The organism is Streptococcus infantis (assembly GCF_000960085.1).
In the GTDB taxonomy this organism is placed as follows: domain Bacteria; phylum Bacillota; class Bacilli; order Lactobacillales; family Streptococcaceae; genus Streptococcus; species Streptococcus infantis_C.
Genome location: NZ_JYGT01000005.1, coordinates 1 through 24886 on the forward strand (window position 1 = coordinate 1; position 24886 = coordinate 24886).

The 24886-nt window shown below is 42.0% G+C and carries 15 protein-coding genes and 1 pseudogene; 3 read left to right on the forward strand and 13 right to left on the reverse strand.

The window, feature by feature from the left end; translation table 11 throughout:
- From TZ94_RS01945 to TZ94_RS01955, 3 genes are all read right to left on the reverse strand, one after another.
- Positions 1-5854, reverse strand: a 5854-nt coding sequence (locus tag TZ94_RS01945) for a CshA/CshB family fibrillar adhesin-related protein (protein WP_045613666.1), incomplete at its 3' end; no start/stop codon positions are given.
- 263 nt (positions 5855-6117) lie between these two features.
- Positions 6118-9768 carry a DNA-directed RNA polymerase subunit beta' gene (gene rpoC / locus TZ94_RS01950; protein ID WP_045613667.1) on the reverse strand — a complete coding sequence of 1217 codons (3651 nt, stop codon included), beginning with the start codon at positions 9766-9768 and terminating at the stop codon, positions 6118-6120.
- Positions 9769-9800: 32 nt separating this feature from the next.
- Complete coding sequence (locus TZ94_RS01955; RefSeq protein ID WP_045613669.1) at positions 9801-13403, reverse strand: DNA-directed RNA polymerase subunit beta; 3603 nt, start codon at positions 13401-13403, stop codon at positions 9801-9803.
- Between the two features lie 567 nt (positions 13404-13970).
- Here TZ94_RS01955 and TZ94_RS01960 point away from each other — a divergent pair.
- The 3 genes and pseudogenes from TZ94_RS01960 (at position 13971) to TZ94_RS01970 (ending at position 15439) form a co-directional block, all read left to right on the forward strand.
- The gene (locus TZ94_RS01960) at positions 13971-14276 is read left to right on the forward strand and encodes a rhodanese-like domain-containing protein (protein WP_045613670.1); all 306 of its coding nucleotides are present in this window, start codon (positions 13971-13973) and stop codon (positions 14274-14276) included.
- Between the two features lie 92 nt (positions 14277-14368).
- Positions 14369-15153: pseudogene (locus TZ94_RS01965) on the forward strand (rhodanese-like domain-containing protein); the annotation flags it as partial.
- Positions 15143-15439, forward strand: a complete 297-nt coding sequence (locus tag TZ94_RS01970; protein WP_045613671.1) for a rhodanese-like domain-containing protein — start codon at positions 15143-15145, stop codon at positions 15437-15439. The pseudogene TZ94_RS01965 and the gene TZ94_RS01970, both read left to right, overlap by 11 nt.
- A gap of 94 nt (positions 15440-15533) precedes the next feature.
- Here TZ94_RS01970 and TZ94_RS01975 read toward each other — a convergent pair whose 3' ends face one another.
- From TZ94_RS01975 to dltA, 10 genes are all read right to left on the reverse strand, one after another.
- Entirely contained in the window at positions 15534-15791 is a 258-nt protein-coding gene (locus TZ94_RS01975) for a metal-sensitive transcriptional regulator (RefSeq protein WP_045613673.1), read from the reverse strand.
- A 76-nt stretch (positions 15792-15867) separates the two neighbouring features.
- The gene (locus TZ94_RS01980) at positions 15868-16731 is read right to left on the reverse strand and encodes a VOC family protein (protein WP_045613674.1); all 864 of its coding nucleotides are present in this window, start codon (positions 16729-16731) and stop codon (positions 15868-15870) included.
- Positions 16732-16860: 129 nt separating this feature from the next.
- A complete protein-coding gene (locus TZ94_RS01985; RefSeq protein ID WP_045613675.1) occupies positions 16861-18363 on the reverse strand; it encodes a zinc ABC transporter substrate-binding protein AdcA in 1503 nt (500 codons plus the stop codon).
- A 9-nt stretch (positions 18364-18372) separates the two neighbouring features.
- Positions 18373-19179, reverse strand: a complete 807-nt coding sequence (locus TZ94_RS01990; protein ID WP_045613677.1) for a metal ABC transporter permease — start codon at positions 19177-19179, stop codon at positions 18373-18375.
- Positions 19172-19876, reverse strand: a complete 705-nt coding sequence (locus tag TZ94_RS01995; RefSeq protein WP_045613679.1) for a metal ABC transporter ATP-binding protein — start codon at positions 19874-19876, stop codon at positions 19172-19174. Before TZ94_RS01995 ends, TZ94_RS01990 begins: the two co-directional genes overlap by 8 nt.
- Complete coding sequence (adcR, locus tag TZ94_RS02000) at positions 19876-20316, reverse strand: zinc-dependent transcriptional regulator AdcR (RefSeq protein WP_045613682.1); 441 nt, start codon at positions 20314-20316, stop codon at positions 19876-19878. The genes TZ94_RS01995 and adcR overlap by 1 nt, the downstream gene beginning before the upstream one ends.
- Positions 20317-20565: 249 nt before the next feature.
- The gene (gene dltD, locus TZ94_RS02005; RefSeq protein ID WP_045613684.1) at positions 20566-21834 is read right to left on the reverse strand and encodes a D-alanyl-lipoteichoic acid biosynthesis protein DltD; all 1269 of its coding nucleotides are present in this window, start codon (positions 21832-21834) and stop codon (positions 20566-20568) included.
- Positions 21827-22066 carry a D-alanine--poly(phosphoribitol) ligase subunit DltC gene (dltC, locus tag TZ94_RS02010; protein WP_000351968.1) on the reverse strand — a complete coding sequence of 80 codons (240 nt, stop codon included), beginning with the start codon at positions 22064-22066 and terminating at the stop codon, positions 21827-21829. The genes dltD and dltC overlap by 8 nt, the downstream gene beginning before the upstream one ends.
- Before the next feature lie 13 nt (positions 22067-22079).
- The gene (dltB, locus tag TZ94_RS02015) at positions 22080-23324 is read right to left on the reverse strand and encodes a D-alanyl-lipoteichoic acid biosynthesis protein DltB (RefSeq protein ID WP_045613685.1); all 1245 of its coding nucleotides are present in this window, start codon (positions 23322-23324) and stop codon (positions 22080-22082) included.
- Positions 23321-24871, reverse strand: coding sequence for a D-alanine--poly(phosphoribitol) ligase subunit DltA (dltA, locus tag TZ94_RS02020; protein WP_045613687.1), 1551 nt, complete (start codon positions 24869-24871; stop codon positions 23321-23323). Before dltA ends, dltB begins: the two co-directional genes overlap by 4 nt.
- Positions 24872-24886 lie beyond the last annotated feature (15 nt).

The following is a 24886-nucleotide window of genomic DNA, read 5'->3' on the forward strand; positions in this document are numbered from 1 at the left end:
AGGTTCCTTCGCCTGGAATTGTCTTAGTCGTTGAACCATCTTCAAAGGTTGCAGGTGTATCATCATCCATTGGAATGTTTGGATTTCCTTCTGTAAACTTAGGCTTACCTGTTTGGGTTTGGCCTTGTTTATCTGTTGAAGTTACATCCTCTGCTGTTGGAACAACTGGAATAATCTTAGGTGTGTAAGTTGTTTCAGCTGGGGTACCGTTGGCATCCTTGGCTTGAACCTTAACGGCAACGACATCACCTGAGTATGTCTTATCAGTTGGTGTGAAGGTTACAACACCTGTTGCCTTATCAACTGTGAAGGTACCAATTTCTTTACCTTCTGGTGATTTGGCAACTACTGAAGCTGCTGGTTGACCATTTTCATCAAGAAGAGTAATGGTATCCTTATCAATTGGTGCAACTGGATCACCTTCTGTGAATGTAACAGTACCAGTTTGAACAACACCTTGAGGAGCTACTGATTCAGCAGGTGTCGCTGTTGGTGTTACAGGAGTTACTGTTGGTGTGTACTTAGCTGTTACTGGTGTACCATTCTTATCTACACGTTTCACAGTTACGCCTGTTCCTGTTCCGGTGAATGATTTTTCTGGTACGAAGGTTACACTTCCATCTGGAGCTACTGTGTAAGTTCCTTCACCTGGAATTGTCTTAGTCGTTGAACCATCTTCAAATGTAGCTGGTGTATCATCATCCATTGGAATGTTTGGATTGCCTTCTGTAAACTTAGGCTTACCTGTTTGAGTTTGACCTTGTTTATCTTTTGAAGTTACATCCTCTGCTGTTGGAACAACTGGAGTAATCTTAGGTGTGTAAGTTGTTTCAGCTGGGGTACCGTTGGCATCCTTCGCTTGAACCTTAACGGCAACTACATCACCTGAGTATGTCTTATCTGTTGGTGTGAAGGTTACAACACCTGTTGCTTTATCAACTGTGAAGGTACCGATTTCTTTACCTTCTGGTGATTTGGCAACTACTGATGCAGCTGGTTGACCATTTTCATCAAGAAGAGTAATGGTATCCTTATCAATTGGTGCAACTGGATCACCTTCTGTGAATGTAACAGTACCAGTTTGAACAACACCTTGAGGAGCTACTGATTCAGCAGGTGTCGCTGTTGGTGTTACAGGAGTTACTGTTGGTGTGTACTTAGCTGTTACTGGTGTACCATTCTTATCTACACGTTTCACAGTTACGCCTGTTCCTGTTCCGGTGAATGATTTTTCTGGTACGAAGGTTACACTTCCATCTGGAGCTACTGTGTAAGTTCCTTCACCTGGAATTGTCTTAGTCGTTGAACCATCTTCAAATGTAGCTGGTGTATCATCATCCATTGGAATGTTTGGATTGCCTTCTGTAAACTTAGGCTTACCTGTTTGAGTTTGACCTTGTTTATCTTTTGAAGTTACATCCTCTGCTGTTGGAACAACTGGAGTAATCTTAGGTGTGTAAGTTGTTTCAGCTGGGGTACCGTTGGCATCCTTCGCTTGAACCTTAACGGCAACGACATCACCTGAGTATGTCTTATCTGTTGGTGTGAAGGTTACAACACCTGTTGCTTTATCAACTGTGAATGTACCGATAACCTTACCGTCTGGTGACTTAGCATCTACTGAAGCTGCTGGTTGACCATTTTCATCAAGAAGGGTAATGGTATCCTTGTCGATTGGAGCAACTGGATCTCCTTCTGTGAATGTAACAGTACCAGTTTGAACTACACCTTGAGGGGCTACTGATTCATCAGGTGTTGCAGTTGGTGTTACTGGAGTTACTGTTGGTGTGTATGTTGCAGAAGCTTTTGTTCCGTTCATGTCTTCACGAACTACTGTTACTGCTGGTGCTTTACCAACAAATGATTTTTCTGGAACAAATGTAACTGTTCCGTCTGGAGCTACTGTGTAAGTACCTACTCCTTCAACCTTCTTACTTGTTGTACCATCATCAAATTTAGCAGGAACAGCTTCGTTAATGGCTACAGCCTTTTCAACACCGTCAACATCAGCAGTACCACCTTTAAATTCTGGTTTTCCTGTTTGAGTAGCACCTTGAACATTTGTTGTTTCAGCCGGTGTCGCCGTTGGTGTTACTGGTACAATCTCTGGAGTGTAAGTAGTATCTACTTTAAGTCCATTTGTACTTTCAGCTTGAACTTTAACTGGAGTAACTCTACCTGTATAAGATTTATCAGTTGGGGTGAAGGTTACAGTTCCAGTTGCTGAGTCGATAGTGAATGTACCAATTGGTGTTGTACCATCTTCAGCGTAAGCTGTTGTGTTTGAGACTTCATTTCCATCATTATCCAAAAGCTTGTAGCTATTTTCTTTCAGAGGAATTTGTTTGTCTTGACCATTTACATTAACTGTAGCACCTGCAAAAGTAGGTGTGCCTGTTTGTACAGCTCCCTGAATATCTTTAGATGTTGCAGGTTGTGCCGTTGGAGCTGCAGAAAGTACAGTCGGTGTGTATGTCGCATCTGATGTAATTGTTGCTGTCTTACCATTAGCATTGGTAATAGTCGCAGTTGCTTGAACTGTTACCCCTTTAGCAGTTCCAACAAAATCTTTTTCAGGAGTAAATGTCACAGCACCAGTAGTAGGATCGATTGTGTATGTTCCTTCCCCTGCTACTGTCACAGTTGTTTCATCAGTAGGTTGTCCAGTTGCTGGATCTACCAATTTCTTGCTTGTGATTTTTGCAGTCTTATCACTACTCAAATCAAATGTTGGAGTTTGAGTTTGAGGAACATTTTGAATGTCCACTGACTCCTTGTTAGTAGGAGTAATTGTTACAGGTGTTACAGTCGGGATGTATTTAGCTGTCGCAGTCTTAATAGCTTCTGCTGGAGCATCCCCGTTCTTATCGCGACCAACTGGAGCAGTTAGAGACAAGGTTACACCCTTAGCAGTTCCAGTAAACCCTGGTTCCGGCACAAATGTAACTTTTCCAGTTAACTCATCTAGGTAGTAAATACCTTCTCCTTCTACAGTTAGAACAGGATCATTGATTACCATGCCAGTTGTAGGACTGACAAACTTAGCTGGATAATCAAATTCTGGTGTTACTTTAACTTTTTCACCATTACTGTTAGTGCCCTCTAATTCAAATTCAGGAGTACCTGTCTGCGTAGCACCTTGAACATCAGAAGATGTTTTATTAATACCCTCAAGATCTTTTGGAGTTACAGTAGGGATGTAAAGACCATCCATGTTATCCAAGACTTCATTGATTGAAGGAAGAGCTGTTTTGTCTTTAGAGTTCCAATCAGTATCGTTACCATTGCTGTCTGTACGACGGATTGAGATACCATCTGCAGTTCCGACAAAGTTGTCTTCTGGGATGAATTCTACATCAACGTCCTTACCATTAGCAGTGATCTTGTATTTACCTTGACCAGCTACTGCGTAATAACCATCTGCTCCAGGAGTCACGACTTGTTTCGTCTTGTTGTCGACCATGACTGGTGCAACTTTTTCGTCGATGACTGCTTTTTGAGTACGGCTATATTTAGCTAATCCTTGTGGAGTAAAGGCAATAGTTGAGCTTTGTTTAGCTCCTTGAACATCACTTGTTTCCTTGCGCTCACCTTTTGGTGGGAAGGTTACTTGAGTCTTGAAGTCTTCTACCTCACCAGATAGAGCCAAGCCTGTTGGACTTTCAATCTCTTTTGCATCTTTGGCAATACGGACACGAACACCAAGCTCAGTAACACTTGGATCTGTAATCGCCTTACCGTTGTTGAATTTCAACTCAACAGTACCATCTTGTGTGATTGTCGCAAGATCAGAGCGTTCGTTATCGTCGAACTTACCGTTTTGGTTAAAGTCAATCCAACCATATAGATAAGCTTTATCTGCTCCATCTGTATGGGCTTCAACCTTCAAAGTATAGTTTCCTGGACGAGTACGATCTAGCTTGATCATCTCATTAGTCGCGCCCTTCAAGTCATCTGGTAAGAGTTGGTCGATTCCTTCGTCAGCAGTAACCGATTTGTCGTCACCTTCCCAATCGCCCTTGTTGTTTTCATCCATATCTGGGCTAACATCTCCCAAGTATGGTTGACTTACCTTCCCACCAGTAACTCCGTCTACTGTTCCAATCGCATGAGAAGCTTTGCCATAACTTTCCGGTGCATCTCCCTCATCAAGCGGGAAGAAACCAAGCATAGCTGCTTGTTTACCAGACGAAGCAATATACAAGCCAATCTCAGATGCCCCGCGCGTCATAACCAAAGGTACTGAAACGTTACCGGATGAATAATTTGGTCCAAACACGCCAGTTCCAAGACCACCTGTTGTCAAATCAGCACTACCAAAGTACTTCCATGCGACTGGTTTCTTATCTGGACCAACTTGATCCGATTTAATCAGAAGTTGCAAATTTAGTCCATTAAGCTTAGCTCCATTAACTTTAACCGGTTTGTTATTAATGAATCCATTCGCAGGATCAAAAAGGTAATTTGTGTCTTGAACTACATAAGGTTGACCGTTTGGACCTTTTTTCCATTCTCCGACATGTTGCCAACCCGTACCATTTGTTGTGAATAGAACCAATTCACCAGGATTGGCTGATTCTCCATCTGCCATAACTACTGCTGGCTTAACAGATTTGCCTCTAAATGTAGCAGAAATTTCAAATTGTACACCGATATTGGAACCATTGAGTTCAGAACCAATTGTGGTTTGCTTTGTACCAGTATTAATACCTTCCTGTCGAATCTCTGTCCAACGATTCTGAGGATCGGCGATAATTTTTGCTTCTTCACCATTTTTAAACGCTTCTTTAGTAGCTGGTGTCATAACTCCACTTACAACACCATTTTTTGCATTTGGATCATAGGTAGCTTTTTCTTCAGCAGTTGCGCCTCGCTCCTCCATACGCTTCTTATAAATTTCAGTTGCTTGGAAGGGTTTCAAAGACTTCACTTTTACAGTAACTACATATCCAGGCATAATTTCTTTTGTATAGGTTGAACCAACTTGGAGAGCTGTTTGACCATTGTCTCCTGTAGTTGTGTTGGTCCAATTTGCAGTATCGCCAAAATCAAGCCAGTTGATCTGTTTCGTGAACTCTTTAGCTGATAGTGTTGAATATCCTGGTTTTTCAGCCTTAGGAGTTGATGTTGCGTCTTCAACGTCTGCACCTATTCCAGTAGCTGTCGCTGTATCAGCACGGAAGGCTGTGTTTTTGTCAATCTCTTTGCCATTACGAGGGTCATTTTTACCAGTATTCGCAATTGAGTTTGTACCTTCAGCTGGTGTTGTGTTTTCTGCAGTTTTTCCCGTAGTTGCTTGTGACTTTTCTACGGTCTCTATTTTTTCTTCGACTACAACTTTCTCTTCAACTGCAGTTTTTTCTTTATTTTTAAGTTTAGTATTAACAGTTGTTACAAGTGATTGATATGCTACATCTAGTTCAGCTTGACTTGTAGCAGTCTCAAGAATATTTTTAGCATTCTCAAGATTTAGCTTCAATACTTCAATACTTTCATTTGTCTTATTGCTGTATTTACCATTTGCCACGTTTGCTTCAATTTCAGCAACGTAAGCTGCCAATTTTTCGCGATTTAGCTCAGGTTTTACTTCAGTAGAAACTGCAGGTGCTGCTTCTGCTTTATAAGTTACTTCTTTAGCAGGTGCTGCTTCTGTAGTTACAGGAGCTTCAGCTTTGTCTACTTCTGTTGTAGCTGCAACTCCGTCAACTTTTTTGTCCTCTACAGCTTCATCCGCACTAACGTTTGCAGCTGTTCCGAGCATAACTAATGTTCCAAGTAAGACTGAGCAAACTCCTACATGTAACTTACGAATCGAAAATCGACTGATACGATCATTAAACAAATCATTTTTCACGATTTTTCCTCCATTCCCCTTTCGGGAGTGTATATATTGTTATATTTTTATGCATTGTTTTTAACAATTCACTAAACAAGCAACGTCTTATTTTAGCACTATTATACTTATTTTTAAAGCGTTTTGCTCACTATTTTGAAAATTAAAAGTAATGTTTTTTTTATTTCAATTTACTATCATTTTTCTAGAAAATATACATAGAATTTTCAGTATTTATACGTGCAAAAAGAGGGATGACCCTCTTTTTGTGCAGACTTATATACTTATTCTCCAACTTCAACCGTTTCCGTAGAAGTATCTACTGGAGCTTCTTCTTGTGAATCTGCTAGGAGTGACTCTTCGTTGACTGCTTGTGGTTCAAGGTTACGGTAGCGAGCCATACCAGTACCAGCTGGGATGATCTTACCGATGATAACATTTTCCTTGAGACCAAGGAGATGGTCTTTCTTACCACGGATAGCCGCATCTGTAAGGACACGCGTTGTTTCCTGGAAGGAAGCAGCTGACAAGAAACTATTTGTTTCAAGTGAGGCTTTGGTAATTCCCATAAGAACTGGACGACCAGTCGCTGGAACACCGCCTGCAATAAGAACATCTTTGTTGGCATCTGTAAAGTCGTTGATATCCATGAGAGTACCCATGAGAAGGTCTGTATCTCCTGGATCCATGACGCGGACTTTACGGATCATTTGACGAACCATTACCTCGATGTGTTTGTCACCGATTTCCACCCCTTGGCTACGGTAAACTTTTTGTACTTCACCAAGTAGGTAGGTTTCAACTGACAAGACATCACGTACAGCAAGGAGACGTTTTGGTTGGATAGAACCTTCTGTCAATGCTGCACCACGAGAGACTTGGTCCCCAACTTCAACACGCATACGGGCTGTGAATGGTACCACGTATTCGCCTTCGCCAGTTTCACCTTTAACGAAGACTTTCTTAGTACGAGTTGAAGCATCTTCTTCGATTGCTGTAACTTCCCCTTTGACTTCTGTGATGACCGCTTCCCCTTTAGGATTGCGGGCTTCAAAGATTTCTTGGACACGAGGAAGACCCTGAGTGATATCGGTATTTGAGGCAACCCCACCCGTGTGGAAGGTACGCATTGTAAGCTGTGTACCAGGTTCCCCGATAGATTGGGCAGCGATTGTACCAACTGCTTCACCAACTTCAACCGCATCACCAGTTGCCAAGTTAATACCGTAACAGTGACGGCAGACACCATGACGAGTGTTACATGTAAATACTGAGCGGATGGTTACTTCTTCGACACCGGCATTGACGATTTCACGAGCCTTGTCTTCTGTAATCAATTCATTTGGACCAATGATAACCGCACCAGTTTCTGGGTGTTTAACAGTTTTCTTAGTGTAACGACCATTGAGACGCTCTTCGAGAGACTCAATCATCTCTTTACCTTCTGTAATAGAACGAATCAAGAGACCACGATCTGTTCCACAGTCATCCTCACGGATGATAACATCTTGGGCAACGTCAACCAAACGACGAGTCAAGTAACCTGAGTCGGCTGTCTTAAGGGCCGTATCGGTCATACCTTTACGAGCACCGTGAGTTGAGAAGAACATTTCAAGTACTGACAAACCTTCGCGGAAGTTTGAAAGGATTGGCAATTCCATGATACGTCCGTTCGGAGCAGCCATCAGACCACGCATACCGGCAAGCTGTGAGAAGTTTGAGATGTTACCACGGGCTCCAGAGTCCATCATCATAACGATTGGGTTCTTAGGATCTTGGTTAGCAACCAAACGTTTCTCCAATTTTTCACGGGCAGCACGCCATTCAGCTGTAACAGCGTTATAGCGCTCGTCATCTGTGATCATACCACGACGGAATTGTTTCGTGATTTGTTCTACACGTTTATGTGATTCTTCGATGATTTCAGCCTTGTCTTCAACGACTGGGATATCGGCAATACCCACTGTCAAACCAGCAAGAGTTGAGTGGTGGTAACCGAGGTTCTTCATACGGTCAAGTAGGGCAGAAGTCTCAGTCGTACGGAAACGTTTGAAGATTTCAGCGATGATATTTCCAAGGTTTTTCTTCTTGAATGGGGCGTTAATTTCAAGTTGGCTAATAGCTTCCTTGATATTCCCACCTAATGGCAAGAAGTACTTAGCAGGAACACCTTCTGTCAAGTTCGCATTTGTTGGCTCTTGCAAGTAAGGTAGACCTTCTGGCATGATATCGTTGAAGAGGATTTTACCAACAGTTGTAAGCAAGATTTTGTGTTTTTGCTCTTCTGTCCATGGTTTATTCAAGCTATCAGTTGCGATACCTACACGTGAATGAAGGTGAACATAACCATTGCGGTAAGCCATGACAGCTTCGTCACGGTCTTTGAAGACCATTCCTTCACCTTCACGACCTGCTTCTTCCATAGTCAAGTAGTAGTTACCCAAAACCATGTCCTGAGATGGTGTAACAACTGGTTTACCATCTTTCGGATTCAAGATGTGCTCAGCCGCAAGCATCAAGATACGTGCTTCTGCTTGGGCTTCTTCTGAAAGCGGTACGTGGATGGCCATTTGGTCACCGTCAAAGTCGGCATTGTAGGCTTCACAGACAAGTGGGTGCAAGCGAAGGGCTTTACCGTCAATCAAGACAGGCTCAAAGGCTTGGATACCCAAACGGTGAAGGGTAGGTGCGCGGTTCAAAAGCACTGGGTGTTCTTTGATCACTTCTTCGAGGATATCCCAGATACGTTCATCTCCACGTTCTACCAAACGTTTCGCAGCTTTCACGTTTTGCACGATATCACGAGCTACGATTTCACGCATCACGAATGGCTTAAAGAGCTCGATTGCCATTTCACGTGGCACACCACATTGGTACATCTTAAGTGTTGGACCAACGGCGATAACGGAACGTCCTGAGAAGTCAACACGTTTACCGAGCAAGTTTTGACGGAAACGTCCTTGTTTACCTTTGAGCATGTGGCTCAATGACTTAAGCGGACGACTACCTGGTCCTGTGATTGGACGACCACGACGACCATTGTCAATCAAAGCATCAACTGCTTCTTGCAACATACGTTTTTCGTTTTGAACGATAATACCTGGTGCATTCAACTCAAGCAAACGAGCCAAACGGTTGTTACGGTTGATAACACGGCGGTAAAGGTCATTCAAGTCAGATGAGGCAAAACGGCCACCATCCAACTGCAACATTGGACGAAGATCTGGTGGAATAACTGGAAGGATATTGAGAATCATCCATTCAGGTTTATTTCCAGACTTGTAAAAAGCATCTAAAACATCCAAACGGCGGATTGCTTTGACACGTTTTTGTCCAGTAGCTGTTTTCAACTCTTCTTTGAGTTCAGCAATTTCTTTTTCAAGATCAACTTGTTTCAAAAGGTCTTGGATCGCTTCTGCACCCATTTTGGCAACGAATGATCCTTGACCATATTCACGCAAGCGTTCACGGTATTCACGCTCTGTCATGATAGATTTGTGCTCAAGTGGTGTATCTTTTGGATCGATCACCACGTAAGCAGCAAAGTAGATAACTTCCTCGAGGGCACGAGGGCTCATATCAAGGGTCAAGCCCATACGGCTTGGAATCCCCTTGAAATACCAGATATGAGATACAGGAGCTTTCAACTCGATGTGTCCCATACGTTCACGACGAACTTTTGTACGCGTTACTTCAACACCACAACGGTCACAAACAATCCCTCTGTAGCGAATGCGTTTGTATTTACCACAAGCACATTCCCAGTCTTTTGTAGGACCAAAGATCACTTCGTCAAAGAGCCCTTCACGTTCTGGTTTCAACGTACGGTAATTGATTGTTTCAGGTTTTTTGACTTCTCCATAAGACCATGAACGGACTTTGCTTGGAGAAGCTAGTGTGATTTGCATACTTTTAAAACGATTTACATCAACCACTATTTCTTCCCTTTCTATTTTAAGTGAACTGCTTATTCTTGTTCAGCAGCTTCTTCTGTTGCTTCCGCTTTTGCATTTTCTTCAGCTTCAAAGGCTGCTTTTGCCTCTTGAGCTGCTCTTTCGCGGGCTTTTTCAAGGTCATCTACGTGGATGACATCTTCGTCCATTCCTTCATCAAGGTCACGAAGTTCCACTTCTTGATCATCTTCGTCAAGGACACGCATGTCAAGACCAAGAGATTGCAATTCTTTTACAAGAACTCGGAATGATTCTGGAACACCTGGTTTTGGAATTGGTTTTCCTTTAGTAATAGCTTCATAAGCTTTCAAACGTCCGTTGATATCGTCAGATTTGTAAGTCAAGATTTCTTGAAGGACATTTGACGCACCATAGGCTTCAAGCGCCCAAACCTCCATCTCACCGAAACGTTGTCCACCAAACTGAGCTTTACCTCCGAGTGGTTGTTGGGTGACGGTTGAGTATGGTCCGACTGAACGAGCGTGCAATTTATCATCAACCATGTGGTGAAGTTTGATCATATACATGACACCAACTGACACACGGTTATCAAATGGTTCTCCAGTACGTCCATCGTAAAGGATTGTCTTGGCATCACTATCCATACCTGCTTCTTTAACAGTGTCCCAGAGGTCTTCTGAACTTGCTCCGTCAAAGACTGGTGTTGCGATGTGAATACCAAGTGTACGAGCTGCCATACCAAGGTGAAGTTCCATAACCTGACCGATATTCATACGTGATGGTACCCCAAGAGGGTTCAACATGATATCGACTGGAGTTCCATCTGGAAGATAAGGCATGTCTTCTACAGGAACGATACGAGAGACAACCCCTTTGTTTCCGTGACGTCCGGCCATCTTATCTCCGACCTTGATCTTACGTTTTTGAGCGATGTAGACGCGAACCAGCATGTTAACACCTGATTGCAACTCATCTCCATTTGCACGTGTAAAGATCTTAACATCACGAACTACACCATCGGCACCGTGAGGTACACGAAGAGAAGTGTCACGAACTTCACGAGACTTATCTCCGAAGATAGCGTGCAAGAGACGTTCTTCAGCAGAAAGGTCTTTTTCACCTTTAGGTGTTACTTTACCTACAAGGATATCCCCTTCTTTAACCTCAGCACCGATACGGATGATACCCATTTCGTCAAGGTCCTTAAGGGCATCTTCACCAACGTTTGGAATTTCACGAGTGATTTCTTCAGGCCCAAGCTTTGTATCACGTGTTTCTGATTCGTATTCTTCGAGGTGGACAGATGTATAGACATCATCTTTCACCAAGCGTTCGCTCATGATAACGGCATCCTCAAAGTTGTAACCTTCCCATGTCATGTAGGCAACGATTGGGTTTTGTCCAAGCGCCATTTCACCTTTTTCCATAGAAGGTCCATCAGCGATAAAGTCACCTTTTTCGATGACGTCACCAACTCGAACGAGGGTACGTTGGTTATAAGCAGTACCTGAGTTTGAACGACGGAATTTTTGGATATGGTAAACATCAAGAGACCCATCTTCACGACGAACTTCTACCTTGTCCGCATCCGCATAGGTAACCTTACCACCATGTTGCGCAATAACTGCAGCTCCTGAGTCATGGGCTGCTTGGTATTCCATACCAGTACCAACGAAAGGCGCTTTAGGATCAATCAAAGGCACAGCCTGACGTTGCATGTTGGCACCCATGAGGGCACGGTTGGAGTCATCGTTTTCCAAGAAAGGAATACATGCTGTCGCAACGGCAACTACCTGTTTCGGAGAAACGTCCATGTAGTCAACACTTGATGCTGGATATTCTTGGTTAACCCCTTGGTGACGTCCCATGACAACTTTTTCAGCAAAAGTGCCGTCTGCGTTCAATTTAGAATTAGCCTGTGCTACTGTGTATTCATCTTCTTCATCGGCAGTCAACCAAACGATTTCGTTGGTAACTTTACCAGTTGCACGGTCAACTTTACGGTATGGTGTTTGAATGAAACCATACTTGTTGAGATGTCCGTATGAAGACAAGTTGTTGATCAAACCGATGTTTGGTCCTTCAGGTGTTTCGATTGGACACATACGTCCATAGTGAGTATAGTGCACGTCACGCACTTCATATCCAGCGCGGTCACGTGTCAAACCACCAGGTCCTAAGGCAGACAAACGACGTTTGTGTGACAACTCAGAAAGTGGGTTGTGTTGGTCCATGAACTGTGACAATTGTGACGAACCAAAGAATTCTTTGATCGCCGCAGTCACTGGACGGATGTTAATGATTTGTTGAGGTGTTAACACTTCGTTATCTTGAACAGACATACGTTCACGAACGTTACGTTCCATACGTGAAAGTCCAAGACGTACTTGGTTGGCAAGCAATTCACCAACAGCACGGATACGACGGTTTCCAAGGTGGTCAATATCATCAACACGACCGATACCTTCAGCCAAGTTGAGGAAGTAGCTCATCTCAGCGAGGATATCTGCAGGAGTGATTGTGCGAACTTTATCGTCTGGATTTGCATTACCGATGATTGTTACAACACGATCTGGATCAGTTGGTGCTACAACCTTGAATTTTTGGAGTACGACTGGTTCTGTCAAAACAGCTGAGTCATTTGGAGTGTAGACAATCTTGTTCAAATCACCATCCAAGTGACTTTCGATGCTTTCGATGACATCGCGAGTCATGACAGTACCTTTTTCAACCAAAATTTCACCAGTTTCAGGGTCCACCAATGGTTCAGCGATTGTTTGGTTGAGCAAACGAGTTTTAATATTTAATTTCTTGTTAATCTTGTAACGTCCAACGGCTGCCAAGTCATAACGACGTGGGTCGAAGAAACGAGCCACAAGTAAGGTACGTGAACTCTCAGCAGTTTTTGGTTCACCTGGACGAAGACGCTCATAAATTTCTTTCAAAGCTTCGTCTGTACGAGAGTCCATTGGGTTTTTATGGATATCTTTTTCAACAGTGTTGCGAACCAACTCGCTGTCACCAAAGATATCAAAGATTTCGTCATCACCTGAGAAACCAAGTGCACGAACCAAGGTCGTAAATGGAATTTTACGAGTACGGTCGATACGAGTGTAGGCGATGTCTTTTGAGTCGCTTTCAAGTTCCAACCAAGCTCCACGGTTAGGGATAACAGTTGAACCGTAGCCCACTTTACCGTTTTTGTCTACCTTATCATTAAAGTAAACACCTGGAGAACGCACCAACTGTGATACGATAATACGTTCACCACCGTTGATGATGAAAGTACCCATCTCAGTCATGATTGGGAAATCACCAAAGAAGACTTCTTGAGTTTTGATTTCGCCAGTTTCTTTGTTAATCAAGCGGAAAGTTACAAAGATTGGTGCTGAATAACTAGCATCATGGATGCGAGCTTCTTCAAGCGTATATTTAGGTTCTTTGATTTCGTAGCCAACAAATTCCAACTCCATTGTTTCTGTGAAGTTTGAAATTGGCAATACATCTTCAAACACTTCCTTTAGACCATGGTCTAGGAAATCTTTAAATGAATCAGTTTGAATTTCAATCAAATTTGGTAAGTCAAGAACTTCTTTGATTCTTGAAAAACTACGACGGGTACGATGTTTCCCGTATTGAACGTCATGTCCTGCCAAGATGATTCTCCTTTGTAAATAAAGTTCCAAGCTTAGTCGCCTAAGCTAATAATTATCGTTTAATGGTTCTAAAACCCCTATCAACTTATCCCCCTTGACTAATTTTTCAGAATCTTTAAATCTCTGTTACAGATGCAAAAAATACCGAAAAAAAGCACAAAAAGAGCAGTTAAATCCGACTTTTTTCAGGAGATTTAACTGCTGTGAGCCTTGTCCGGACAATATTTCAGACAAAACCTACGACAAATGATTACTTATATTATACCCGATTTTCTCTAATTTTTCAAGTCCTTTGACGGTTTTTTCTTGCTTTGGTATAGTTGTAAGTTGTTTCTGAAAAGATTGTTTTCAGAGGTTCGTTCTTGAATAATTAGAATCACTTGTATGATATATCCTGCCAACCAACTGAAAAAACGATTCTCCCTTGTTTGTAGGGGATCATCTAACATACTGGAAAAGCACAAAAATTTTTCTAAATAAGAAAGAATGCTGATCAATTCAACTTGCTTGACAAAAGCACTTCTTAGTGGTTTAATATACCCTGTGCGGGTATATTTGGAGGTGCCTATGTTTTACTTATTTACAAAAATTGATAGTATTTCTACCAGCGAATTAGAAGCTAAACTCAAGGAACCGATTCAGCTATTGGACGTTCGGACGCCTACGGAATTCCGTAAAGGTCATATCAAAAATGCAAAGAATATTCCTCTAACCGAAATCGGATCTTACACACCTGCGACAAAAGAAACTCTCTATGTCATCTGTCATTCTGGTATCCGAAGTAAGATGGCTGCTAAAAAGCTCAAGAAAAAAGGCTATCATGTTATCAACGTCCGAGGCGGTATGATCGCTTGGACAGGCGAAACTATATAGAACTAAAAGGAAGAAACTCAATGAAGATTATCATTGTTGGATGAGTTGCAGGTGGTATGTCAGTGGCGACTCGTCTCAGACGCCTCATGGAAGATACTATCATCTCACTAGCTTCTCCTGTAAACCGTCAAGGACGTCAAGTGGCAGACATAATTGCTGGAATGGAGCGCAAAAACAAGGGTAGTATCGGTACTGCTATCGTTCGTGCTTTTGGTATTCCGCTGCTTCGACAGGTCTTAGCGAGCGCACTCTTAGTGACAATCAACTCCCATACAAGGCAATTCATGTCAGCGGGAAAGACCACGCTGGTTATTATCCAGGTGCTACTGATATGACCTTAAAGCTCCTCTTTGACCCAACCAGTGGCAAAATCTATGGCGCCCAAGGAGTTGGGAAGAAAGGTGTTGACAAGAGAATCGATATCCTAGCAACTGCTATCAAGGCAAATCTCACCGTCTTTGACTTGCCAGAGTTAGAGTTCACCTATGCACCACCATTTGGTTCTGCCAAAGATCCAGTAAATATGCTGGGATACGCAGCCTTAAACCTTATCGAAGGTCTGAGCGACAATATACAGTGGTACCAGCTAGAAGATGAAATAGCTACTGGCAAGAAATTCCTGGATGTACGGACCAGTAGCGAATACCAAAGTGGTCGACTTAAGGTTGACACCATCCACATCCCCCTAAACGAACTACGGGAACGCTTGGATGAACTAGACAAGAACCAAGCCTACATCGTTAGCTGTCACAGTGGTTTGCGCAGCTATATCGCAGAGCGTATCCTCAAGCAAGCAGGATTTACCGTCCAAAACCTTGACGGCGCTTATTCACTATACAAAATGGCTAACCCAGAAGGAGTAGAATATGGTAACTAATATCAGCATGGCTGACTTTTATGAAAAATATCAAAATGAAAATCTAGATCTTATCGATGTCCGTGAAGTACATGAATTCCAAGCAGGACATGCACCAGCTGCCAAAAATCTTCCGTTAAGTACCTTGGAGCAAGGCTACAAAGAACTCAAACCTGACCATGAATACCATGTCATCTGTCAAGGTGGAGTACGTTCTGCCTCTGCCTGTCAATTTCTCAGCGCCCAAGGCCTCACCGTTACCAATGTAGAAGGCGGCATGAACCAATGGCCTGGTGATGTAGAATAAATAAAATTCAAAAAGAGCAATTGGTCTAATTCCAAGAAAACCAACTGCTCTTTTAATCATTTAATCACTATTTAGAAGAAACGTCTATTTTTAATTACTTGCGTTTAATCAAGTATTTAACTGCCTTTTCCAATCTTTCCTTCTGTGCTTGAGGATCCTCTAGAGGGTCGTTAATGCAAGCTGTTAAATTCTCCGTTATCATCAGTTCAATAATACGATCAACACTGGATCGAACTGCTGTTAATTGAGTAATGATATCGACACAATCACGCTCTTCCTCCATCATCTTTTGGATGCCACGCAATTGACCTTCTGAGCGTTTGAGGCGTGTAATGTACTTTGATTTTGTCATCTCTTTATCCTTAAACGATTTTTCTACATTATATCTCTAATAAAGGGCTTTGTCAAAAGTATCACTTTTTTAGTAGTCAAAGTCTTCTAGCCCCCACTCTCACATGAGTAACAAGCCCATCTTTATCTGTAATAGAGAACTCTGAAGAGGAAATCCACTGAAGCTGCCCGTGCCGATCCTGTGCTTGCGCAAACAAATTGACCAAATACTCTTTATTCTCAACTTCAACTACATAGTAGGCTAGGCCTGCCATTCCTTGCTCACGAGGAGCTAAGTTTTTACCTCCCCATTCATTAACTGCTAGATGATGATGGTAATCTCCCGATGCAATCCAACTGGCATGTGGAATCGTGAATTTATCTTCAAGACCAAGAGACTCTTGGTAGAATGCACTCGCTTCTCGGCTATTCTTAACGGATAGGTGAACATGACCCATGCGAGTGCCTCCTGCGATTGCAAAAGGCTCTATTTCTTTTCCTAGTTGGTAGATATCTTGAGCAGAGAGTTCTTCTGTCACACCGATAATACGGCCATCCTCACGAATATCCCAGTCTGTCATCGGTTTATCTCTGTAGAGTTCAATCCCATTACCCTCTAAGTTCTCTAAATAGATTGCCTCACTATAACCATGATCAGCTCCACCAACTAATGGGATCTTTAAGTCTAACAAGTGTTTAAAAACATTAGCCAAATCTTCACGAGTCGGCAAAAGCAAGGCCATATGGTAAAGACCGTAGCTCTGCTTAGGATTGCCTGTATTTTCTGTTTGAATAAGCTTCACAAGCGGTTTTTCTCCCGCACCTAAGAGAACCTCCTCTTCCGATTGATGTACTATTTCCAAACCTAGCAATTGATGATAAAATGCTGTCTGACTTTCTAAGTCCTTGACATTTAAAGCTACTTCAGCCAAATGAATGCGACTATTATATTCGTAAACCATAGAAAAGTTCCTTTGTTGTAACTTTTATTGTTACATCTGTTATACTCCCCTCTCAGCTAATGTCAATCCAAAAGCTCAACGCTGATAAAACAAGAACAATCCTCCCCATGTAGGAAGGATTGTTTGGATTTAATGAGCCAACATTTCTTGGGCAATCTCTTGACCTGATAAGCCATCTGGATAGTAAGTTGGCCAGTTGTCCATCTCTTCAAAGAGGGCTTCTTGGCTAGTGCCTCCAAAGAAGATATGGAAATGCTCTGCCTTGACTGGAGCAATATTGTGGTCGCTGAATTGAACATACTTGAATTGTCCGGCGTCTGCATCAGTCGCTTCAAAGAGGAAGCGTACTCCATGATTCCCTTTCTTATAAGTCAAGATTTTCTTGCCGACATACTTGTAAGTATATTTCTTACTTTGGCCACCTTGGATGAATTCCATAGTGTTATCCGTGATGTTAATCTTGGTCACGTCTGTTTGGTAACCCTTTTGATAGTAGGCCTTATACTCATCCTTGGTCATCTTACCAGTCAATTTAGCCTTGTAGTCAAATACTTGGTCAAGAGTCCCATTTTCAAGGAAAGGATAGACTGACTGCCAGTTGCCAGCATAATCACTCAAAGTACGATCCTTAACATCTGCATCCTCAAAGTAGCCATTTTGAACGGTTTTAGTTTCCTCTGCCTTTTCTGGTTCAATCTCTGCTCCTGCCTGATCAGTTGTCTGCTTGAGAGACTTGAGGTTTTTCTCCATGACAGAGATATAGTTTTCTCCAGCCTTCATGTCCTCTTCGGTCAAGCTTTCAAGAGGATTCAGAACATCTAACTTCACTCCTGTTTCTTTTGAGAGGGTATTGGCTAGGGCTTGAGAAGCATTTTCTTCAAAGTATATATAAGAGATTTTGTTTTTCTTGATGTACTCGGTCAATTCTGCCAAACGGCTTGCTGAAGGCTCCGCATCTGGTGAAAGACCTGAGATAGAGACTTGATTGAGTCCGTAATCTAAGGCTAGGTAACGAAAGGCAGCGTGTTGAGTCACAAAACTCTTTTGCTTAGCATTAGAAAGTCCTTCAGCATAAGCCTTATCTAAGGCTTGTAGTTTTTCGATATAGGCTGCTGCATTTTGCTCAAAAGTCGCCCTCTTATCTGGATAGTCAGCTGAAAGACTATCACGGATGTGCTCTACAAGTTTGATTGCACGCGCAGGAGACAACCATACATGAGGGTCATACTCGTGATGATGGCCTTCTTCACCATGATCATGGTCTTCCTCTTCTTCACTACCTGGAAGAAGCAACATATCTCTAGTAGCCTTGATTGTTTTTACTTTTTTCTCATCTAGTGAATCTAAAAGTTTTGGAACCCATGTTTCCATGTTCTCATTTTCATAAACAAAGGCATCGGCGTCTTGGATTTTAGCGACTGCCTTAGGCGATGGTTCATAGTCATGTGGTTCTGTCCCAGCCCCAATCAAGAGCTCGACATTGGCTGTATCTCCTGCTACTTGCTTGGTAAATTCGTAGACAGGATAGAAAGTTGTGACGATGTGTAATTTCCCATCTGCCTGTTTTTGATTGGAACAGGCGACTAAGAAAACTGTCACAAGACTTGCCAAAAGTAGGCCTAGTTTTTTCATTTACTTCTCCTATTTGATAAAACGTTTGAGTAAGCTGACTAACAAGAAGACAACTACAAAGATAAGGGTGATACTTGCACTAGGAGGTGTCTCTGCATAATAGGAGATATAAAGTCCCGCAACCATGCCTAGAAAACCAATGGCACTCGCAAGAATCATCACTGAACTAAAGTTCTTCCCTAAACGCAACGCGATACTAGCTGGTAGGACCATGATGGTCGATACCAAGAGTGCTCCTGCGGCTGGAATCATGAGCGCAATGGCCACACCCGTTACCATGTTAAAGAGGATAGACATGGTACGCACTGGAAGACCATCGACAAAAGCTGTATCCTCGTCAAAGGTTAGGATATACATGGGTCTCAAAAAGAGGAAGGTTAAGACCAATACAACTGCTGCAATGATAAAGAGACCTATTACCTGCTCTTGACTAATAGTCACGATAGAACCAAAGAGGTATTGGTCCAAACTCATAGAGCTAGAACTCTTACCCTTGCTCATCACAATAAGTGAAACTGCAAGTCCTGTAGACATGAGAATGGCTGTCCCAATCTCCATAAAGCTTTTATAAACCGTGCGGAGATACTCAAGGAAGACCGCTGCAATCAAGACAATGGCAATGGTTGAGATGGTCGGAGAAATCCCTAAAACCAAACCAAAGGCAACACCCGAAAGCGAGACGTGACTCAGTGTATCACTCATGAGACTTTGTCGACGCAAGATGAGGAAGGTTCCAAGTACTGGTGAAAAGAGACTCATGGCAATAACAGCCAAAAATGCTCGCTGCATAAAATCATAAGACAAGAGATTAAGCATGCTCCACCTCCTGGTCACTTTCATGGACATTGAAACAACGCCATGGCGAATCTTGGTCTCGGACCAGGTGGATATTGCGATCTGCGTAATCCTTAACTTCTTCCGGATCGTGAGTAATCATCAAAACAGCCTTGCCATGATGGTGGGCACTATGGTGCATGAGCTCATAAAATTCATTCTTGGTTCCCGCATCCATCCCTGTCGTTGGCTCATCCAAGATAAAGATATCTGGATCCGAAGCAAACATACGTGCGATAACAGCCCTTTGCTTTTGCCCACCAGAGAGGGAACCAATGCGTTTGTCCCGATGTTCCCACATACCAACTGAGTTTAAACTAGCCTTGATGTGTTCTTCATCATGGGCATTCAAACGACGGAACCAGCCCTTTCTTGGGTAGCGACCTGATTTGACAAACTCATAAACAGTACTTGGAAAGCCCGCATTAAAACTTGCAATCTGCTGAGGAAGATAGGCAATTCTTAGCTTTTTCCCATGAATATTTGTCTTTGAGATGGTTACTTTCCCAATTCTCGGTTGTAAAATACCTAGACTAGCTTTGATAAGAGTAGTCTTTGCCGCTCCATTTTCTCCTGTCAGTGTGACAAATTCTCCACTATCAACACTGTAATTGATATGCTCAAGCACAGGTTCCTTGTCATAATAGAAGGACAAATCCTCTACTGTGATGTATCTCATTACTTGATTTCTCCTACTAAAGCAGTTAAAAACCGCTGGATAATTTTTTGTTCGTTTGGTGTGAACTGAGTGGCAACCTGCTCATAAGCCGAGAGGGTATGTTCATGATGATGGTGGTGTTCCTCAGCAATAGGTCGAGCCAAGTCTGTCAATTGATAGAAGACAACACGAGCATCCTTGGGATCCTTAGATGTCTCCAACATCCCCTCCTTAACCAGGGATTTGATAGCCTTTGTAACGGCAGCTTGACTAACATTGAGACGACGCGCCAACTCAGAGTTGGTGAGCGACTCCTCTGATAAAAGCATGAGAATATGCTCCTGGGTATTGGTCAAGGCTACATCACTGGTACAATGACCAATGAGAATTTCATGCTGATTTTCCGCCTTGAGAATAATCTCATTTAAAAAATGATCGATATCTTTTGCCAACTGTCTCATAATTTGCTCCTTTCTCAGAACAGAATTACTTTAAAATACAAGATTTTTACTTCATTTCTTTACCAGTTAAGTATATCACATCCCAGTTAAAAGTCAAGAAAAAAAGATGAAAACATCTGATATGTTTTCATTTCCTCTACAGACTTTTTACTTCCTTCATTCAAATAGAAACTTCACTACTATACTGACCTTTACCCAAAATTCATTGATTACAAAAAGCCCAAACCAAGGTTCAGGCTCTGTTGCTATTTATTGAAAATCTTTAATATTCCCATCGTAATTTGCCCAATCCTGACTGAAAAATCGATCATTCATTTGGTAATTAGGAGCTGTTGTTGGATTACTCAAAAAAGGATTTACAACCTTGTCAAACGCCAACCAGCCTAACCAACCAATATGAATCGTATCCTTAACAAAGTAGGGATCTCCACCGTTTTTTGAAAAATCAGCAATATTGGTGAAACCTTGACTCTCCAACTGGTAACGAATTTTTTCGACAGAGTGTTGATACATCTCCTCACTCAAACCTGTATAATCCATCCATTTTTTATTGACAGGTTGAAAGACAAAGAGCACATTGACCTTAGATTTTGCAAATTGATCGAGCACTAACTGTAAATCATTGTATTCCCTTGACTGAAGGAAGTTGTAATTTTTTTGATACCCTTCCCACTTTTTCAAATCCTTCTTTAGTTGAGTATTGTAGAAGTGATTCTCCATTCCCAAATCATTATTGGTCGTATTTGCTTCTGCGTCCTTACGTGCAATATTTTCCAATTCTTCATACGAAAATTGATCCGGGAGGCTATTCAAATATTTTTCAATATGATCTTTAAACTTTAATTGGCCTCGAATAGAGAATTGACCAAAAAGGGCAGCTTGTCTTTCATTGAATTCGGCAGAGAGATTTACCATCGTTTGATCAAAGTCTGACAACTGTTCATTATTAGCCAGTTTCTCAACAATTCCTTTCATCGGAACTCTTGGATTTAGCTTTAAGATTCTACTAGCCGCATATTGAGAGGCAACATCCCCAGATTGATTCTCCAAAAAGGCAGTCAACTGATCATTATTAAAATATGTTTGAAAAATAGTCGGATCATGATCCTCTTTTGTAAACCACTGTGGAGAGATTACAAATACAGCTTGTTTATTTTTAAGCTCAGGTGTGATTTGTTGCAGCCCAAAGTATTGACTAAGAGAAGCTGCTCCTGCCTGTCCCATAAAATAAGGACGATAGGGGCGATTATACTTTTCAGCTAATACTCCTGGATGCATGCTATCAAAACGAATCCATTCACTCGAACCCAAAAAGGGTATAAAACGTATATTAGGATCCGTGAGAGCTCTCACTTTTTGGCTTCTTTCCTTAAAGCTTTCTGCACTTATCGAAGCGGCAGAGTATTTTTCCTCCATGAGATTATGACTCTTACTACTAGGATAGAAAAAAATGAGTAGAAGAACCAATAAACCTGCAATAAGAATGGGCCCGAAGATTAACCACAGGCGTTTAAGCATTCTTTAACTCCGTAATCCCTGCTACGATTTTATTAGCTGTATTCCAGTCGTCACGACCAAATTCTGTAACTGGGACACGAATATCAAAGCGATTTTCGATTTCCACGATCAATTCAACTGTTCCCATACTATCCAAGACACCTGCGTCAAAAAGATCCTCATCCATCATGTCAGATACATCTTCCATAAATAATTCATCAATAATTTCAATAACTTCTGATTTGATATCCATTTTTTAATTCCTTTTATTTTTTAAACCATAAATCATTCAAAAATCCAGAAAAGATTAAGAATGAAACCATCACGACATGGAAGGTTATCACCATGCCAAGTAACTGAACCCAACGATTTTCAGGCAAGGGAGCTCGCCCTGCTTTCTTACGTTCTTTATTGAGCGTTTTTTTCTTCCTAACCCAGGCATCATTCATCACTAAGCCTATCCCATGAAAGAATCCGTAAGCGATATAAAACCATGTTATCCCATGCCAGAAGCCCATAAGGAGCATGTTCAGGATATAGGCAATACTTGAAGTCACATTTCGATTCTTAAACAATTTCTTTCTGGTCATCAACATAACCATACGCATGAAGACAAAGTCACGGAACCAGAAAGATAAACTCATGTGCCAACGATTCCAAAACTCTTTCAAATCTCTCGACAAGAAAGGTTTGTTGAAGTTGATTGGACTACGAATTCCCATCAGATTTGAAATCGCCAAAGCAAACATAGAATAACCCGCAAAATCAAAGAAGAGCTCCAAACCAAATGTATACATAACTGCCACCACATAATAGTTAAAGAAACCACCTGTCTGCAAAGCTAGATTTTTTAGCGGTGGCAATAAAATCTCGCCTAAAATATGAGCTAGAATAAATTTATACAGAAATCCCCACATGATATACCGAACGGACTCGGCTAGCATATCCATCAACTCATCGCGCTCTGGAATCGTCTGATAATTTTCATTAAAACGTTTGAAACGATCAATGGGACCACTTGAAAATGTCGGCATAAAGAGGAGAAAACGTAAATACTCCCACAACTTTAATTCCTTAATGACTCCATCTCTGAGTTCAATAATAATTCCCACCGAACGAAAAGTCAAATAGGAAATTCCAATAAATCCTAATAAAGACTGTGTGCCGTTAATAGCCGGTTGCACTTTCACAAAAATGATGGGAAGTAACGATAATAGACTCACCAAGTAGAAAATCCATTTGCCATCTTGGACTTTTCGATACTGCTTGTAAAAAAGTACCAGTAATATTTGCCATATCAGATAAATTCCTAAGGCAGCTATTTGATTAGTCTTGCCCCCCGTCAACATAGTAACGATAAAGAAGAGACTAACCAATATTTCATACCAGGCAAAACGTTTTTTGAAAAAAAGTCCGATAAAGATTGGCAAGGTAGCCGTAATTACGTACAAAAAGTACTGTGGATTCCCATATGGCTCAATATGAGGAAGCTGTTTAAGAAGCTCCATCATCTATTGTTTACCTCGCTAATCAACCCTTTAATATCAATTTTGCCATTTGGAGTGAGCGGTAAACTGTCACGATAGAGGAACTTAGATGGCATCATGTAAGACATCATAATATCTTCCAAGTCTTCCTTGATCGCTTTAGTAATATCAATCTCGCGCTCAAATTGTTCTTTGACACCATCTTTTAAGATGACATAGGCCAAGAGATTTTGAACCTTGTGATCTTTATTATAACGTGGAACTGCAACAGCCGAGTCGATGTACTGAGATTTGTTTAAGTTTTGAGAAACATCCTCAAGTTCGATACGGTAACCATTAAACTTGATCTGGAAGTCCATCCGTCCACCATAGAGAAGGAGGCCTTCATCTGTCATGGTTCCGACATCTCCCGTATGATAGGCTGGAAGTCCCTCAAATTCGAAGAAGGCTTCTGCTGTTTTCTCTGGATTATTCATATAACCTTTTGAAACAGCTGGTCCAGACACGATAATTTCCCCTTGCTCTCCATTTGGCAATTTGTTCCCTTCCTCATCAATGATGAAGGTCGGAGAATCTTCTTTGGTATAACCGATTGGCAGACGTTTCAAGGTAGCTAACATCTCATCTGTTACGGCTACAGCCGAAAGAGCTACAGTTGCTTCCGTTGGGCCGTAGGCATTGATGATGCGTGCATTTGGGAAACGCTCGCGCAATTTCTGAGCGGTTTTAACGGTCAACTCTTCCCCATCAAAGTAGAAATGGGTGATGCCTGGCATCTTTTCAGCATTGAAATCCTCAGACAACATGGCCATATCTGCAAAAGATGGTGTTGAAGTCCAGATAGCAATCGGAAGAGAAAAGATCGTCGCAAAGAGTTGTTTGAAGTCTTGAGTAATGGCTGATGGGAGGGCAAAAAGGGTTCCTCCAAGAGCCAAGGTCGGTGCCCAGTACATGACAGACAAGTCAAAGGAATAGGGCGGTTGCGCCAACATTTGCGGACGTTCTGGCGTTGCAAACTCCTTATCTGTGATCATCCAGTTGGTGAAGCTGAGCAAGTTATCATGCGAAATCTGCACTCCTTTTGGCTTTCCGGTTGTCCCCGAAGTAAAGATGATGTAGTAGTTATCATTCCCTTTGACCGGATGTTGCAAATCGTAGGCATACTGAGCCGCATAAGCTTCACGCACTTGCTCCAAGGACATGATTGGAGCAACTGGGTTTTCGATTGGAAACTCATTGATGGCAATAATCAGGCTTGGCTCAGCCACTTCAAGAATGGCAGACACGCGCTCCAAAGCAGAATGGCTATCAATTGGGATATAAGCATGGCCAGATTTGGTCAAGGCCACAAAGGTTGCTAACATTTCATATTCTTGTCCACCAAAGACCACAACAGGAGACTTTTCAGGAAGTCCCATTTGGTCGATGTGGGCAGCCAAGCTATCTGAATCAGTCTTCAATTGGCCATAGGTATGTTCCTCACCAAGGACATTGTAAACCGGATAGTCTGGTTGTAGTTGCGCATAACATTCAATTGTCTCGATCATATCAGTAATTGGTTGGTTTGACACGGATAGGAGTCTCCT

Bases quoted from the DNA above. Each gene is read 5' to 3' on its own strand.
- TZ94_RS01960 (WP_045613670.1), top strand. From the start codon at position 13,971: ATGTTTTACTTATTTACAAAAATTGATAGTATTTCTACCAGCGAATTA.
- TZ94_RS01970 (WP_045613671.1), top strand. From the start codon at position 15,143: ATGGTAACTAATATCAGCATGGCTGACTTTTATGAAAAATATCAAAAT.
- TZ94_RS01975 (WP_045613673.1), bottom strand. From the start codon at position 15,791: ATGACAAAATCAAAGTACATTACACGCCTCAAACGCTCAGAAGGTCAA.
- TZ94_RS01980 (WP_045613674.1), bottom strand. From the start codon at position 16,731: ATGGTTTACGAATATAATAGTCGCATTCATTTGGCTGAAGTAGCTTTA.
- TZ94_RS01985 (WP_045613675.1), bottom strand. From the start codon at position 18,363: ATGAAAAAACTAGGCCTACTTTTGGCAAGTCTTGTGACAGTTTTCTTA.
- TZ94_RS01990 (WP_045613677.1), bottom strand. From the start codon at position 19,179: ATGCTTAATCTCTTGTCTTATGATTTTATGCAGCGAGCATTTTTGGCT.
- TZ94_RS01995 (WP_045613679.1), bottom strand. From the start codon at position 19,876: ATGAGATACATCACAGTAGAGGATTTGTCCTTCTATTATGACAAGGAA.
- adcR (WP_045613682.1), bottom strand. From the start codon at position 20,316: ATGAGACAGTTGGCAAAAGATATCGATCATTTTTTAAATGAGATTATT.
- dltD (WP_045613684.1), bottom strand. From the start codon at position 21,834: ATGCTTAAACGCCTGTGGTTAATCTTCGGGCCCATTCTTATTGCAGGT.
- dltC (WP_000351968.1), bottom strand. From the start codon at position 22,066: ATGGATATCAAATCAGAAGTTATTGAAATTATTGATGAATTATTTATG.
- dltB (WP_045613685.1), bottom strand. From the start codon at position 23,324: ATGATGGAGCTTCTTAAACAGCTTCCTCATATTGAGCCATATGGGAAT.